We start from the raw sequence: 15657 nt of genomic DNA, 5'->3' as shown, positions 1-15657 counted from the left end.
TTCCCGCCATAAACGAGGCAGAGCGTACCTTGGGTCGAGAGGGCGGATGGATGCGGCAATGGAGATGAGCCAGCACAAGGGAGAAGCCAATGACCAGATCAAATGCGATGATTATTCGCAAAGCCTACGAGGACTTCGCACAGGGAAACGTCCCTGCGGTCTTTGCAGCCTTTGATCCGAGCATTTGCGCCTCTGAACGCAAGCGTTCTTGATCGTGTATTCACCGCGCGGGCTAGGTCGCAAGTACAGTCTAGGTCGCCGCACAGGCGACGACAGCACACTGACGCTTGCGGTGTAGCAGCCAGACTGCGATCGCCATATTCACGATGTTCCAGGCGATGCCATTGACCAGCGCCGCTGCGTAGGAACCGGTCCAGTCGTAGATCGCGCCGGCCATCCAGCCCCCCAGCGCCATGCCGGCGAGAGTGACCGAGATGGCGAGGCTGACGCGAAAGCCGGCTTCCTGCGCCGGGAACAGCTCACGGATGATCACCGCATAACTCGGCACGATGCCACCCTGCGCCAGGCCGAAAACAGCGGAAATGACGTAGAGTGAGACCAGCCCGTTGAACGGCAGATAAAGCGCGAGTGCCATGGCCTGCATCGCCGAGCCCAGCAGCAAGGTCGGCAGGCCACCGATGAGGTTCAACACCCAGCCGAAGATCAGACGGCTCGCCACACCAAAGCCGAGCATGACCGCCAGCATCTCGGCTCCGCGCGCAGGGCCGTATCCCAGATCGCCGCAGTAGGCGACCAGGTGGACTTGCGGCATCGACATGGCGACGCAGCAGCACAGGCCTGCGAAGGCCAGCAGACCTTGGGTGACACTCGGAGCCAGGCCGATGGCTTGGTTGGTATTGCCGGTGCTCGCCGCTTCGAGCGCAGCCTTGTGGGATGTCGGCCGCCGCCGCAGAACCAGCGCGAGCGGCAGCATCGTTGCCAGGCAGAATATGCCGATGCCGACATGGGTCTGCCGCCAACCGACCGCAGCGATGGAATGTTGGACGATTGGTGGCCAGACCACGCCGGCAAGAGAGCTGCCAGCAGTAGCCAGGGAAATGGCGAGGCCGCGGTGCCGATCGAACCACAGCGAGGCGTCGGCCACCAGGGGCGCGAAGCTCGCTGCGCCGCCGAGGCCGATGGTGGCGCCAGAAACAACCGCAAAGACGGGCAGGCTCGGAGCGAAGGCCGTAAGGACATAGCCGAGGCTCATCAGGATCGTGCCCCCGACCAGGGGTGGCAAGATGCCGAATCGATCTGCCAATCGGCCGACAATGATGCCGCCGATCATGAAGCCGATGGTTGTGAGTGTGTAGGGCAAAGTCGCGTCGGCGCGAGGCACGTTGAAATCAGCCTGCACGGCTGGTAACGCCACGACCAGAGACCACATGCCCACGCAGCCCAATGTGCTGAGGGTGATGGAGGCGACGAGGCGAATCCAGGAATATGAAGTCTCGATCGACGGCATTTCAGGCGGCACTGCGCTTGGTTTCCTCGATGTCTGCGTGTAAGTCCGCCATAGGTACGGCCCGCCTTCAGCAGCGACAAAGCAGGATTTCTGTTTTGTAGAACGAGCGAAACTCATGCACCCTGCGGCCCTACCGCTTAGCTCGGAGCCGGCCATGACGTATCTGCTGCCGCCACTCAATGCCCTGCGCGCCTTTGAGACCGCCGCCCGGCATCTCAGCTTCAAGCAGGCCGCCCACGAGCTGCACGTCACTGCCGGTGCCGTCAGCCAGCAAGTCCGCCTACTGGAGGAGCGGCTGGGGGTGCAGCTGTTCGAGCGGCGGACGCGGCAGGTAATCCTGACTTCTCCCGGCGAAGCCTATCTGATGCGAGTACGCCAGGCGTTTCGTTGCCTCGCCGACGCCACTGCCGAACTCAGGCCTGAAGGCGTCACTAGTCTGTTGCATATTGGGGTACATGCGAGTTTCGTCGTTGATGGGTTGCGGACGCGCCTGGCGCAGTTCCGCGTGGCCCAGCCGCAGGTAGCCATTCGCCTCAGCCAGCCGGCGGGTCTGCACGAGCTGCTCGAGGGCAAGGTCGATGTCGTGATCGCGCAAAGGTTGCAGCGCTATCCGGGTTACAGGTGCGAGCCTCTGGAAAGCGGCTTCCTGATCGGCCCGCTTGGCACCTCGGATTGTCCGGAGATCGAAACCCTGCGGTCCTGCCTGCATGGCCACGTCGAGCTTGAGCCCGCTACCACAATCAAGGCGCCACTTCTGCCCTTTGCCAGGTGATGTCCGGTTCTGGACCCTTAGACGCCTCCGTGATGAAGGCCGCCAGCTAAGGCGGCCTTCAATCTTGGACGCCGATTGCTAGAGCATGATCCGGAAAAGTGTGAAGCGATTTTCCGAAAAGATCATGCTCAAACAATAACCTAAAGCGCGATGATGATTCATCCTCATCTCATCGCGCTTTAGTTATTGCGGTAGCCCCTCGACGGCGAAGCTGCGGAACTTCGCGAGTTTGTTGCGGAGTGGTAGGAGTTCTTTGAACGCCGCTGAATCGCGATAAGCTTTGATTTTTTCAACACTGTCCCACTGTTGGATAACAATGCGCGGTTTCGGCGGCTCTCCTTCGATGGTTGTGGTTTTGCCTCCAGCGGCGAGGAACTTGCCGCCGGCGGATTTGATAGCGGCCTGCGCCTTCGGGACGTAGTCCTTCAGGTAGGTCTCCATGTCCGAGGGCTCAATTTCAACGACTTGATATACTGGCGGCGTAGCCTGGGCATTAAGTCCTTGAACCGCTATCGCACCGAGCCCGAAGCCCGCAAGCATCGCCAATGTTACTGAATAGCGCGTCTTCATGACGTTACTCCCTGGTCATTGCAAAAATTATTCGGTCGTACTGGCGCGCACGACCAGCGATTGCGAACGCAAAAAGCACCGGCAAAAAGGAGCGTCGGTCTATTAAGGTGAGACACCTGCCGACAGCATGTGTGCTGCCAATACTAAATAGGGATTTCGGCACGTCCCGTTGGCAGCTCGCGGACTAACCCAATGTCCGTCTAATCAGCGTACAACATCGGCCGGGTTGTCGGAAGGGTACAGGACTGCCGCGCCGTCGCAATCTTGGAGCCGGTGACCTATGAGCCACGAACGCGTCCGCACACTTGGGCGGGATAGTGAACCGTATGCCGCCATTCAGCCTCGCCGAAGTGGCGCGCTATGTGTGTTAGGTACCGCGCCCCACAGCCTGTTGATACGAGCTTCGAAGCCCGCGACAGCCGCTTTTGGCCCAAGCGGCGGTTGCAGGATGTCCGCTATGCCGCCGCTGCCAGGGGATAAGCAGACATCCGGCGAATCGGCCAAAAATGACGCGAGTGACCCAACTCGGACGTGATTACCCCAGAACAAGGCCTATCTTGTTCCGGTTATTCGGGAAAGGTGATATTCTTCTGGTCTCCATCAACGGCACGGAGTGGGTCCATGAAACGGTTTCCCCTCGCAGTGGTCGTTGGCCTGGTTGCCGCGACCGTTTCGCAACCTGCTGACTCACAATCTGCTGAACAACGACTGGGCAAAGTGCATTTTGCCACGTCCTGCAACCCGGAGGCCCAGGAGTTGTTCGATCTCGGCATGCTGTATCAGCACTCGTTCTGGTACAGCGCATCGAGACGCACCTTCGAGGAGGCCCTCAAGGAAGACCCGCAATGCGCCATCGCCTACTGGGGGATTGCGCTCAGCTATCTCTATAACCCGCATGCGCCGCCGCCGCCGGACAGTCTTCCTCTTGGTCTCGAAGTCGTGAAAGAAGGCCAGACGCTCGGCGCCAAGACGCAGCGCGAACGGGATTACATCGATGCGATCGCCGCGATGTACGTCGATTATGACAAGGTCGACCATCGCACACGGGTACAGAGGTATCTTGCGGCGGAAGAGCAGGTCGCGACACGCTATGCGTACGATGACGAGGCGCAGATCGCGTACGCGATCACGCTCAACGTCGCAGCGTCCCCGACCGACAAGACATATGCCAACCAGCTAAAAGGTGCGGCGTTGCTGGAGCCGATCTTCAAGCGCCAGCCCGAGCACCCGGGCGTCGCCCACTATCTTATCCACCTCTACGACTATCCGGCACTCGCGGAAAAAGGCCTCGATGCGGCAAGGCGCTATGCAAAGATCGCGGCTCACGCGCCGCACGCCCAGCACATGCCATCGCATATCTTTACCCGCGTCGGCCATTGGAAGGAATCGATTGCCTCGAACCAGGAATCCGCGCGCATCGCCAAGGAGGACGGCGAACAGCACGACCAAGCGCACGCGATGGACTATCTGGTCTATGCCTATCTCCAGTTGGCCGAGGACAAGGAAGCGCGCGCGGTGGTCGACGAACTCGCCAAGCTTGAGTTCAAGCTCGAGCGGTTCCCCGGCCCTTACGCGGTCGCGGCGAGCCAGGCTCGCTATGTGTTCGAACGCGGCGACTGGAAGGCGGCGGCCGCGCTCCAGCTGCGGCCGACCAAATATCCCTATGTAGATGCGATTACTTATTTTGCGCGGGCGGTCGGCGCCGCGCGGTCCGATAACACGGCTGCCGCCAAGGCCGACATCGCCAAGCTCGTCGAGTTGCGCGACAAACTGAATGAGGCAAAGGATGCCTACTGGTCCAACATCGTCGACATCCAGCGGCAGGTCGCGAGCGCCTGGGTGCTGTACGCCGAAGGCCGGTACGACGAGGCGCTCAATGCGATGGGTGCCGCTGCGGACGCGGAAGACAGGACCGAGAAACATCCCGTCACTCCGGGACCGCTGGCGCCGGCGCGCGAGCTCTATGGCGCAATGTTGCTCGACCGCGGCATGGCCAAGGAAGCGCTTGCCGCCTATGAGGCCGTGCTCAAGAAGGAGCCTAATCGGCTCGTGACGTATATCGGGGTGAGCAAAAGCGCCAAGGCGTCCGGCGATCAAGCAAAGGTCCGAGAATGTGCGGTGCAGATTGCTCGGCTCACTGCTGATGCCGATGTATCGCGACCCGAGCTGATAGAAATGCGAGAGACAACCGGAAGCAAACTCTGATGCTGCGCAGGATGTGGCGCCATGGTGGGGCGGCCATGCTCGGCGCCGTTGCACTGTGTCTTTGCGACGTGCCGAAGCTCGGAGCCATGGAGTTCCTTGGTCAGGCCGGTGTGCTGGGCGAATGGGAGCTGACCGGCAATCTCATCGAAAGCGGGTCGGGCCCTCGCAAGGAATTTTCCGGCCCGCTGAAGATGAAGCACGTGGGGATCTGCACTCAGGACGGACCAGAGGAACGAGCCGGAGAGATACGGCTGCAACTCGCTGGCCCGGATGCGCAGGTGACAGCCGAGATGGTGTTGGACGGCGCTCGCTGTTCGTATACCGCCAGCAAAACGCGCGCTTACGAGGGGACGTTGTCGTGCACCGGTCGGGCATCTGTTCCGTTGCTTGTGTGGCTCAAGTAAGCCCTTGCCATCATTCTGTGTAGGGCAGTTGCAGACCGAAGGCAGTCGACAAGGTATCGCGGGGACTAGCCTGTATCCCCGACCTAATCGCTAGAATTGTGGATCGTGCTTAGTTAGTGGCGGGACACCTTCGACCGTTTCCGTGCGCGAACGTCCGCTGTAAAGCCCGAATGTCCGGAACATTCGCCAAGCGGGCACCGTTGGTTTTATCAGGATCCGCGCTAGACTAGACCAGCTTCTCCGCACTTAACGTCGCTTCGATCTCGGCAAGGATCCGGGCCAGCCTGTCCGCCCATGCCTTCTGTCCGGCCTGATCGGTGATCAGGTCCTGGCGGATCTCGATTCCCGTGTTCATCAGGCCGCGCCTCTCGGCGTGAAAGGGGATGGTGTAGTCGGTCTCGTCGCTGACCGCATAGGGCTCGTTGTTGCCGACCACGAGGTCGCCTTCACTGCGCAAATGCTTCAAGAGCAGCGGCGGCAGCACGGTGTCGCGGTGATAGAGCGTGCCGATATGCCAGGGACGCGCGATCCCGGCATAAACAGGCGTGAAGCTGTGCATGGACACCAGCACCGTCGGCTTGCCCGCGTGCAGCCGCTGGTCGATGATCTCGCCGATCCGCCGGTGATAGGGATCGAAGATCGCCTGCCGCCGCGCCTGTGCGGCTTCGCGCGTCAATCCTTCATTGCCGGGGATCGTGATGGCTTCGCTGATCAGGGGGATCGAGCTTGCGACATGCGGGGGGCGGTTACAGTCGATCACGAGCCGCGAGTAGCGCTGCGCGACCAGATGCGCGTCGAGCTGCGTTGCAAGCTGCTCGGCGACTTCGGCGATCCCGATGTCCCAGGCAATGTGCCGCGTCAGCTCGTTTTCGGAAAGGCCGAGATCGCCGAGCCCGCGCGGGATCAGCCGCCCATAATGGTCGCAGGTCAATAGGAACGGCGAGCGGCCATCGGCATTATGTTCGTGGACCGGCGGGGTGTTTTCGTCCGTGAGCAGGAACGTCGCGCCGGTCGTGGTGTCCAAGATTTTATCCTCAACTTTGCCTATCGAAGCGGCACGCCGATCTTAAAAATGAGCAGCGCCCACTATAGATTAGACCGCCGAAAGTCACGATGATTGCCGGACGATGCCGTTACTCAAGATTCATCACAAGACCGTATATCGCTACACCCATCCAGTGGCGTTCGGCGAGCACCGCATCATGCTGAGCCCGCGCGACAGCCATGACCTGCGCGTGGTCGAGAGCGATCTCAGAATCGAGCCGCAGCCGATGTCGCTACGCTGGATCCACGATGTGTTCGGCAACAGTGTGGCGATCGCGGCTTTCGACGAGCGGGCGGACACGCTGTCGTTCGTCTCGACCGCCACCGTCGACCATAATCCGGCCGAAGAATTCGCGCTGACGCCGGACGATCCCGCTTATTTCTATCCATTCCTCTATGACGAGGACGAATTTCCGGATTTGCTGCAATATGTCAGGCCGCAATATGCCGATCCGGACGGCGAGATTTCGGCCTGGGCGCGGCAGTTCCTCGATGCCGAAGCGCCGACGCCGACGTTCAAGATCCTGAGCGGCATGACCCATGGCATCCGTGAAAGTCTTGACTATCGCAAGCGCCATGAGCAGGGCACGCAGCATCCGCTTCATACGCTGCAGACCGGCTCCGGCTCCTGCCGCGACTATGCGCTTTTCATGATCGAGGCGCTGCGGCGCCTCGGCATCGCCGCGCGGTTCGTGTCGGGCTATCTCTCGACGCCTTCGGACAGCTTCCATGTCGGCGGCGGCTCGACGCATGCCTGGGTCCAGGTCTATCTGCCGAGCGCAGGCTGGATCGAGTTCGATCCGACCAACGGCATCGTCGGCACGCGCGATTTGATCCGCGTCGCCGTCGCCCGTGATCCGCGCCAGGCGATCCCGCTGCACGGCGTCTATCTCGGCGCAGCGGAAGCGTTCGTGAACATGGAAGTTGCGATCACCGTCGAGCCGGTCGGCGAGGAGGAGAGGGACGTCGTGCCGGCATGACGGGTTCGCATCGCTAGAAGGATTGGAGCGAGGATGGAGATCAAGGTCGGCTTCGAGATTGCCTATGCGGCCGCGCAGTCGACGCCGATGGTGATGATGCTCTCGATCCATCCCTCGCGCTTCCAGGACATCGTCGGCACCGAGACCATCATAGCCGAGCCCAATGTCCCGATCGGCTTCTATCGCGACAGTTTCGGCAATGTCTGCGGCAGGCTGGTGGCGCCCGCCGGTGGCGTGACCTTGCGCGGCCACGCGCTGGTGCGCGACTCCGGCCTGCCCGATATCGTCAATCCGAGCGCGCAGCAGATTGCGATCGAGCAATTGCCGGACGAGATGCTGCTCTATCTGATGCCGAGCCGCTATTGCGAGACCGACAAGCTCACCGACATCGCCTGGTCGCTGTTCGGCAACACGCCGCCCGGCTGGGCGCGGGTGCAGGCGATCGTCGCCTTCGTGCACCATCACGTCACCTTCGGCTATCAGCACGCCCATCACATGAAGTCGGCGCATGATGTCTACGAGAGCCGCACCGGCGTCTGCCGCGACTTCGCCCATCTCGCGCTCACTTTCTGCCGTTGCATGGGCATCCCCGCGCGCTACTGCACCGGCTATATGGGCGACATCGGCGTGCCGCCCGACCCCGCGCCGATGGATTTCTCCGGCTGGTTCCAGGCCTATCTCTCCGGCGCGTGGTACACGTTCGACGCCCGCCACAACATGCCGCGCATCGGCCGCATCCTGATGGCGACCGGCCGCGACGCCGCCGACGTCGCGCTGACCACGAGCTTCGGCCGCATGACGCTGGCCAAATTCATCGTGATTAGCGAAGAGGTGGCGGCGGCTTAATCTCCGCTCGCAATGACATAGAAAGCCATGATCTCCGACCGTCTCTTCGTCTACGGCACCTTGATGCGCGGCTTCGACCATCCGATGGCGCGGCTGCTCTCGGGCAATGCCGATTTCATCAGTGAGGCGCGCTGCCAAGGCCGGCTCTACCGGGTGGCGCATTATCCCGCGCTCGAGCTCTCCGACGATCCCGCCGACATCGTGCACGGCGAATTGTTTCGCCTGCGTGTTCCGGACGAACTGTTACGCGAGTTCGACATGTATGAAGCCTGCGGCGAGGGTTTTCCGCAGCCGACCGAATATGTCCGCCAGATGCTGCCGCTCACATTGGCCGACGGCACCACGGCCGAAGCGTGGACCTATGTCTACAACTGGCCGCTCGCGCACCTGTCGCGCATCGCCTCGGGCCGGTTCCTGGAGCTGTAAGCCGCCTCACTCCTCCCGCTGCACGCGGATGTCGACCTCGCGCTCGACATAGCTCCATTCTTCGGTCGCGCGCAGCATCGCCACCAGTTCGTCGAACAGCGCCGTGTGCTCGGGCGCGAATTCGAACCAGGTGAGGAAATCGAAGGGCTCGCCGAGGTCGCGGCTGTGGAACAGTTGCCGTGCGATCGCGGGCAGATATTTCAGCGTGCCGGCGATGTGGTGCGACTTGTCCTCGAAGATCTCGCGCCGCTCTTCCGGCGTCAGATTCCACCACGCCACCGTCTTCCGGATCGGGATCAGCGCCGCGCAGCTCGCCTCGCGCCGGCCGAGCTCGGCCTGCTGCGCGTCGAGCTGTTCCTTCTCCGCGCGGTTCGTATAGCGCAGATAGCTGATGACGCCGGCGAGCCGCCAGGCCGTGGTCGACGGCAACAGCGGCAGCGCGATCGCCTCGCTCGCGATGATCGACAGCGCCGCCACGCGCGGCAATGTCTCGCCCTTCACCTTGGAGATCGAGGTGACGCGCCAGCCGCCGCTTTGTCCGCCTCTAAATGTCGTAAACATGCCACTATCCAACAGCGGAACCGGGCGCGGTGCAAGATGCCAGTACCGTCAAGGTGGCCAACAGCGCCCGGAGGGACCTGTGAATACCGGGCGAATCGCCACAATCCTGATACTCTGAGCCCGCGCTCACTATATCGGTGACCCCTTCACGCTGGCCCCAAATCCGCCCCATGCGCTTCACTCCGCAATTCCTCGACGAGCTGCGCGCCCGGCTTCCGGTCTCGGAAGTCGTAGGCAAGCGCGTGCGGCTGAAGAGGGCGGGCAAGGAGTGGAAGGGGCTGTCCCCGTTCCAGCAGGAGAAGACGCCCTCGTTCACGGTCAACGACCAGAAGGGGTTTTATCACGACTTTTCCTCGGGCAGGCACGGCAACATCTTCGACTTCGTGATGGAGACCGAGGGCGTCTCCTTCCCCGAAGCCGTCGAGCGGCTGGCCTCGATGGCCGGCATGCCGCTGCCGGCGGTGACGCCGGATGCCGCCCGTCACGAGCAGCGCCGCAAGACGCTGCATGATGTGATGGAACTCGCGGCCAAATTCTTCGCCGACACGCTGGCCTCGCGGAACGGGGCCAAAGCCCGCGGCTATCTCGCCGACCGCGCGATCTCGCCGGCCACGCAATTGCAGTTCCGCCTGGGTTATGCGCCGCCGGAACGCTTCGCGCTGAAGGAATTCCTGGGCTCCCAGGGCATTTCGACCGAGGACATGGTCGAGGCCGGGCTGCTGGTTGCCGGCGACGACATCCCCGTGCCTTACGACCGCTTCCGCGACCGGGTGATGTTTCCGATCACCGACCTCCGCGGCCGCGTGATCGCCTTTGGCGGCCGCGCGCTGGAGAAGGACGTCCCCGCAAAGTACCTGAATTCGCCGGAAACCCCGCTCTTCCACAAGGGCGACAACCTCTACAATCTCGCCACCGCCCGCCAGGCCGCGCACGACGGCGCTGCCCTGGTCGTGGTCGAAGGCTATGTCGACGTCATCGCGATGGTCACCTCGGGTTTTGCCGGCGCCGTGGCGCCGCTCGGCACCGCGCTCACCGAGAACCAGCTCGCGCTGCTCTGGAAGATGGCGGACGAGCCGATCCTCTGCTTCGACGGCGACCGCGCCGGCCAGAAGGCGGCGTATCGCGCCGCCGATCTGGCGCTGCCGCATCTGAAGCCCGGCAAGAGCCTGCGCTTTGCGCTGCTGCCGGAAGGGCAGGATCCCGACGATCTCGCCCGCTCGGGCGGGCGCGGCGCGATCGAGGAAGTGATCTCGGCCGCCCGCGGCCTTGCCGAGGTGCTCTGGTCGCGCGAGATCGAGGGCGGCAATTTTGCAACGCCCGAGCGCCGCGCCGCGTTAGAGGCCCGCATCGGCGAACTCACCAATGCCGTCCGCGACGAGGTGGTCCGCCGCTACTACCGGCAGGATTTTGCCGAGCGCCTGCAGCGCAATTTTGCCCCCGAGGCCGCCCGTGGAGGCTATGGCCGCGGCCCGTTCCGCTCGGCCAAAGGCGGCGAATCACCCCGCCGTTTCACCCCTCGCGCCCCGGGCGGCAGCCGATTCGGCCCGCCAGCCGGCCCGACCCAGGGGCTTCTCCGCGGCCCCTACCAGGCGGCGAGCCCGCAGCTCGCCAACAGCCCGATCATGCGCGGCCAGCGCAGCGCGCTGTCCCGCCGCGAGGCCCTGATCCTGCAGACCCTGATCAACCATCCCTGGCTATTGCATGAGCATCTGGAGGAGGTCGCGGCTCTCGAGCTCGCCCACCCTGAGGCCCACAAGCTCCGTGCCGGCATCATCGCCGCCTTCGCCAACGACCACCACCATTCTCCCGATGAGGAAGAGCAGGCCGAAAAAATGCGGGCCGACCTCGATGCGGGCGGATTTTCACAAATCCTTCAAAGGGTTGAGCGGGCGATCACGACCCAGGCGGTGTGGGGCGTCAAAGTCGGCGCCGCACGCGAGGATGTTCTTTCCACCTGGCGGCAACTCGTTGCCTTGCATCAGAAAACACATGCATTACTTAGGGAAAAGAAGGACGCCGAGGAGGCTTACGCCGAAGATTCCAGCGAGGCGAACTGGGCGTGGCTGCGGGACATCCAGGCACGAATGGCAGAAGCCGACGGCACTGAGGCCCTGATCGAGGGATTTGGTGAGCTGTCGGGCCGGTTCCAGCGCAGCGTGTGATGAAAGAATCATGCGGACGGTTCGGGCCGGGCCCGCAAAAAGACTCGCCAAATCCATGGTTTGGCTGCAAAAACAGGGTTAAGCGAAACTTAATAGGCACACCCTTATTAGGTGTGCAGACCGTCAGGGCGGACTAATGCGGAATTATGGGGTGGCGACATGTTGCGCCGCCCTTTCCGTATCATGAGTATGGTCGGGGAGGACGTAACGGTTTTCCTGATCCTGCTCAAGCGAAGAGATTGAGTGCGAATGCTTCTACAATGGGAAGCTGTCGCGCTTGTGACGTCAGTGGATCATGAGAGGCGCGCGTCGTAACGCCGGCCTCACGTGAAGCGCGTTTCGGGAGCTTGATGAATGGCCACCAAGGCAAAGACGCTGCAGGTTAAGGACAAGGAAAAAGACGACAAGGCAGCGGATGCCCCCGAGAAGGAACAGGCGGATGCGCCGTCGCCCTTGCTTGACCTCTCGGATGCTGCCGTCAAGAAGATGATCAAGCAGGCCAAGAAGCGCGGCTTCGTGACCTTCGATCAGCTCAACGAAGTGCTTCCCTCCGACACCACCTCGCCGGAGCAGATCGAGGACATCATGTCGATGCTCTCGGACATGGGCATCAACGTCACCGAGGCCGACGACGTCGACGGCGAGGAAGAGGACAAGGACACCGACGACGAGACCGACAACGAGCTTGTCGAGGTCACGCAGAAGGCCGTCACCGAGGTCAAGAAATCCGAGCCGGGCGAGCGCACCGACGATCCCGTGCGCATGTATCTGCGCGAGATGGGCACCGTCGAGCTGCTCTCTCGCGAGGGCGAAATCGCGATTGCAAAACGCATCGAGGCCGGCCGCGAGGCGATGATCGCAGGCCTCTGCGAAAGCCCGCTGACCTTCCAGGCCATCATCATCTGGCGCGACGAACTCAACGAAGGCAAGATCTTCCTTCGCGACATCATCGATCTCGAAGCCACCTATGCCGGCCCTGACGCCAAGGGCGCCATGAACACGGCGATGATCGCGGGGCCGGTCGCTGACGGCGCGTCCGCCGCCGAGGGCGGGGAAGTGACCGGGCAGGCCGCGCCGGCCCATGTCGCACCGCCGGCCGCGCCGCCGTCGCCGACCCCGTTCCGATCGGCGCCCGCCGGCGGCGAGCCTGATACCGAGGAGAAGGATCCGGGCGAGGCCGCCGCCGAAGCCGACATGGACGACGACGAGTTCGAGAACCAGATGTCGCTCGCGGCGATCGAGGCCGAGCTGAAGCCGAGGGTGGTCGAGACCTTCGACAAGATCGCGTCCGAGTACAAGAAGCTGCGGCGTCTTCAGGAACAGGATATTGCCAACCAGTTGCAGAGCGAGTCGCTCTCGCCCTCGCAGGAGCGCAAGTACAAGAAGCTGAAGGACGAGATCATCGTCGAGGTGAAGTCGCTGCGCCTGAACCAGGCGCGCATCGATTCGCTCGTCGAGCAGCTCTACGACATCAACAAGCGGCTGGTCTCGTTCGAGGGCCGGATGATGCGGCTTGCCGACAGCCACGGCGTCGCGCGCGAGGATTTCCTGCGCAACTACCAGGGCTCGGAGCTCGATCCGCGCTGGCTCAACCGTGTCTCGAAACTCTCCGCCAAGGGCTGGAAGAATTTCGTCCACCACGAGAAGGACCGCATCAAGGATCTGCGCCACGACATCCAACAGCTCGCAGCGCTCACCGGCCTCGAGATCGTCGAGTTCCGCAAGATCGTGCACGGTGTGCAGAAGGGCGAGCGCGAAGCGCGCCAGGCCAAGAAGGAGATGGTGGAAGCCAACCTCCGCCTCGTGATCTCGATCGCGAAGAAATACACCAACCGCGGCCTGCAGTTCCTCGACCTGATCCAGGAAGGCAACATCGGCCTGATGAAGGCGGTCGACAAGTTCGAATACCGCCGCGGCTACAAGTTCTCGACCTATGCCACCTGGTGGATCCGGCAGGCGATCACGCGCTCGATCGCCGACCAAGCCCGCACCATCCGTATCCCCGTGCACATGATCGAGACCATCAACAAGATTGTGCGCACCTCGCGCCAGATGCTGAACGAGATCGGCCGCGAGCCGACCCCGGAAGAGCTCGCCGAAAAGCTCGGCATGCCCCTGGAGAAGGTGCGCAAGGTCCTGAAGATCGCGAAAGAGCCGTTGTCGCTCGAGACTCCGGTCGGCGACGAAGAGGATTCACACCTCGGCGATTTCATCGAGGACAAGAACGCGATCCTCCCGATCGACGCCGCGATCCAGTCGAACCTGCGCGAGACCACCACCCGCGTGCTCGCCTCGCTCACCCCGCGCGAAGAACGCGTGCTCCGCATGCGCTTCGGCATCGGCATGAACACCGACCACACCCTGGAAGAAGTCGGCCAGCAGTTCTCGGTGACGAGAGAGCGCATCCGCCAGATCGAAGCCAAGGCGCTGCGCAAGCTGAAGCATCCGTCAAGGAGCCGGAAGCTGCGGTCGTTCCTCGATAACTGACCAAGCCATGACGGCGCAGCGCCTTGTTGTCTGGTACAACACGCGCTGCCCCGTTTGCGACGCCGGCATCGACTGGCAACGCAACAAGCTTCTTGCCGCCGTTCGCGCCGGCACCATCTCCTTCAAGGACATCAACGAACAACCGGATGCGCTCGCAAGCTACGGCGCGTCCGTCGATGACGTGCGCCGCCGCCTGCATGCGACCGATGAAGCCGGCCACCTGATCGTCGGCGTCGACGTCGCGATCGCGATCTGGCGGCTCACTCCGGGCGAAGGCTGGCTCGCGACGCTGCTCGGCAATCGCGCAATATTGCCGGTGACACGGTTTGCCTATGATCGCTTCGCGGATGTGCTGTTCGCCTGGAACAAGCGGAACGGACGCTGGTGAACGCCGACGATTGCTTATCGGACGATGATTGAGGTCGCGAGATCAAGCACCTCGGTACTGCCTGCGCGCGTTGTTCAGCGAGGGCTTGGCGGAAGAGCATGACTTCGTTCCATCGTTCAGCACGTTTGGCAGCGACCTAGAACGAGCTTTCTTGGCCTCGTTTCAGCGCGGCCAAGAACTTCTGAGCCAACCCGATATCAGATTCCTTTCCGGTTTCCATGAGCGCGACGGCACGCTGGCGAAGAAGCTCCAAGTCAACGATCCTACTCCAAGTCGGACTCACTCGTTCGTAATTCCCTGAAGATGACCTTACTAGGCCTATTGAGGATGTCAGTAGGCTGATCAACTCTGCGGGTGAGTTCACAGCCTTGCTAGTGAAGGCTCTTACCTCCTCCTCGTGGTTTGCGCCCCACCAGAACCAGAGCAGTTCCTCGGGCTTTGCTTGCTTCCAAATCTCGCCCGATGCCGCTAATTCACGAATGCGATCAACTACTAGGTTGCGAACGGAATCGGTTTCATCTCCAAACGTTACCCTATGACGGTCATTCTTCGCTCCATCGGGGTGAGAATCCCCGGCTATGTCCCTCACAATATCGGTAAGTAGCGTAAGATCGCTAGCTGAGTGAACAGTCGATCTGATAAGCGACACAATCTCATCATGAGGTAATCTCGCCAGTCCGTTTACGATAAGCCAACGCAGGCGGTCCTTGTTGTCTACTGAGAATAGAAACTTTGTTTCTTCGTCTCTATCTGCAATTAGCTCGGGGCTCTCTTTGACTAGCTCTTCCAGCCAATCAGCGCTCAATTCTCTACTCGAGCTGAACTCAGCGTCTAGGAGCTCGATAAAAATCCGTCGCAGGTCCGATCGGTTTTGACTAGACGCAGATACCAGTTTCTTGCGTAAGGTAGCAAAGGCTTCGGCGGGCGTTGTTCTAATAGCTGCTTCAAACTCTTTCTGGCCCCAAGAGTCCGATTGGGGACTCAAGGCAAAGTAGTTCATAGAAAAGTCGATCAAAGAAAGACGGCGTTTACGCCTTCTCGTCGCAACGTCGCTATCGGGTGGGACAAAGGTCTCAACGACGTTCTCTATCTTTGGAAACAATAGCGCTAGCGTGTTCTTGGCAGCCTGTTCATTCTTCGCCCCGACTAAGCCGCTGGCCACAAGTTCTTTAAGTTTTTTGCGTTCCGAGTCGCTCATTCAGCTAGCTCATCCAAGTTCGGGGATGTCCCGATCGGTGTTGAACTACGTCGGGCCGACGTTGCCAGAATGAATGTTACGCGGCCCTTGTGACATGGGCAACGGGCTTGATCGTCATGGGATTGTGGTGAGCTTGAAGGGCCGCA

At 61.8% G+C, this 15657-nt stretch carries 15 protein-coding genes; 10 read left to right on the top strand and 5 right to left on the bottom strand.

What is annotated here, in order from left to right; translation table 11 throughout:
- Positions 1-250: 250 nt before the first annotated feature.
- A complete protein-coding gene (locus ACZYOF_RS16745) occupies positions 251-1390 on the bottom strand; it encodes an MFS transporter (protein ID WP_463716446.1) in 1140 nt (379 codons plus the stop codon).
- Here ACZYOF_RS16745 and ACZYOF_RS16740 point away from each other — a divergent pair.
- Positions 1389-1511, top strand: a complete 123-nt coding sequence (locus tag ACZYOF_RS16740) for a hypothetical protein (protein WP_463716445.1) — start codon at positions 1389-1391, stop codon at positions 1509-1511. The two genes, ACZYOF_RS16745 and ACZYOF_RS16740, sit on opposite strands and share 2 nt — an antisense overlap.
- Positions 1512-1622: 111 nt before the next feature.
- Positions 1623-2240, top strand: coding sequence for a LysR family transcriptional regulator (locus ACZYOF_RS16735; RefSeq protein WP_463716444.1), 618 nt, complete (start codon positions 1623-1625; stop codon positions 2238-2240).
- A 183-nt stretch (positions 2241-2423) separates the two neighbouring features.
- On the opposite strand, the gene ACZYOF_RS16730 is transcribed toward ACZYOF_RS16735, so the two are convergent.
- On the bottom strand, positions 2424-2810 hold the full coding sequence (locus ACZYOF_RS16730; protein ID WP_130581675.1) for a DUF1330 domain-containing protein: 387 nt from the start codon (positions 2808-2810) through the stop codon (positions 2424-2426).
- Between the two features lie 621 nt (positions 2811-3431).
- Between ACZYOF_RS16730 and ACZYOF_RS16725 the strand changes: the two genes are divergently transcribed.
- Both ACZYOF_RS16725 and ACZYOF_RS16720 read left to right on the top strand, forming a co-directional pair.
- Entirely contained in the window at positions 3432-5015 is a 1584-nt protein-coding gene (locus ACZYOF_RS16725) for a hypothetical protein (protein WP_463716443.1), read from the top strand.
- A gap of 35 nt (positions 5016-5050) precedes the next feature.
- Positions 5051-5419 (top strand): hypothetical protein, encoded by a 369-nt coding sequence (locus ACZYOF_RS16720; RefSeq protein ID WP_463716442.1) that lies wholly within the window; start codon positions 5051-5053, stop codon positions 5417-5419.
- 226 nt (positions 5420-5645) lie between these two features.
- Here ACZYOF_RS16720 and ACZYOF_RS16715 read toward each other — a convergent pair whose 3' ends face one another.
- A complete protein-coding gene (locus tag ACZYOF_RS16715; protein ID WP_463716441.1) occupies positions 5646-6443 on the bottom strand; it encodes an N-formylglutamate amidohydrolase in 798 nt (265 codons plus the stop codon).
- Between the two features lie 103 nt (positions 6444-6546).
- Here ACZYOF_RS16715 and ACZYOF_RS16710 point away from each other — a divergent pair, with 103 nt between their 5' ends.
- From ACZYOF_RS16710 to ACZYOF_RS16700, 3 genes are read left to right on the top strand one after another with little or no spacing between them, the layout of a single operon-like run.
- The gene (locus tag ACZYOF_RS16710; RefSeq protein WP_282532236.1) at positions 6547-7443 is read left to right on the top strand and encodes a transglutaminase family protein; all 897 of its coding nucleotides are present in this window, start codon (positions 6547-6549) and stop codon (positions 7441-7443) included.
- 33 nt (positions 7444-7476) lie between these two features.
- A complete protein-coding gene (locus tag ACZYOF_RS16705; protein WP_282532237.1) occupies positions 7477-8289 on the top strand; it encodes a transglutaminase-like domain-containing protein in 813 nt (270 codons plus the stop codon).
- 27 nt (positions 8290-8316) lie between these two features.
- Positions 8317-8715, top strand: a complete 399-nt coding sequence (locus ACZYOF_RS16700) for a gamma-glutamylcyclotransferase family protein (protein ID WP_463716440.1) — start codon at positions 8317-8319, stop codon at positions 8713-8715.
- A 6-nt stretch (positions 8716-8721) separates the two neighbouring features.
- Here ACZYOF_RS16700 and ACZYOF_RS16695 read toward each other — a convergent pair whose 3' ends face one another.
- Complete coding sequence (locus ACZYOF_RS16695; RefSeq protein ID WP_130581682.1) at positions 8722-9276, bottom strand: chlorite dismutase family protein; 555 nt, start codon at positions 9274-9276, stop codon at positions 8722-8724.
- 170 nt (positions 9277-9446) lie between these two features.
- Between ACZYOF_RS16695 and dnaG the strand changes: the two genes are divergently transcribed.
- The 3 genes from dnaG (at position 9447) to ACZYOF_RS16680 (ending at position 14313) form a co-directional block, all read left to right on the top strand.
- On the top strand, positions 9447-11438 hold the full coding sequence (gene dnaG, locus ACZYOF_RS16690; protein ID WP_463716439.1) for a DNA primase: 1992 nt from the start codon (positions 9447-9449) through the stop codon (positions 11436-11438).
- 354 nt (positions 11439-11792) lie between these two features.
- Positions 11793-13925: an RNA polymerase sigma factor RpoD gene (gene rpoD, locus ACZYOF_RS16685; protein ID WP_282532240.1), complete on the top strand. Its 2133-nt coding sequence runs from the start codon at positions 11793-11795 to the stop codon at positions 13923-13925.
- Positions 13926-13932: 7 nt separating this feature from the next.
- On the top strand, positions 13933-14313 hold the full coding sequence (locus tag ACZYOF_RS16680) for a thiol-disulfide oxidoreductase DCC family protein (RefSeq protein ID WP_463716438.1): 381 nt from the start codon (positions 13933-13935) through the stop codon (positions 14311-14313).
- A gap of 136 nt (positions 14314-14449) precedes the next feature.
- On the opposite strand, the gene ACZYOF_RS16675 is transcribed toward ACZYOF_RS16680, so the two are convergent.
- Entirely contained in the window at positions 14450-15511 is a 1062-nt protein-coding gene (locus tag ACZYOF_RS16675; protein ID WP_463716437.1) for a hypothetical protein, read from the bottom strand.
- Between the last annotated feature and the right edge of the window lie 146 nt (positions 15512-15657).

The sequence above is a fragment of the Bradyrhizobium sp. LeoA1Lang genome (assembly GCF_055413685.1).
Note: the sequence above shows the minus strand (reverse complement) of the source record. Positions and strands in the feature narration are given on the sequence as shown.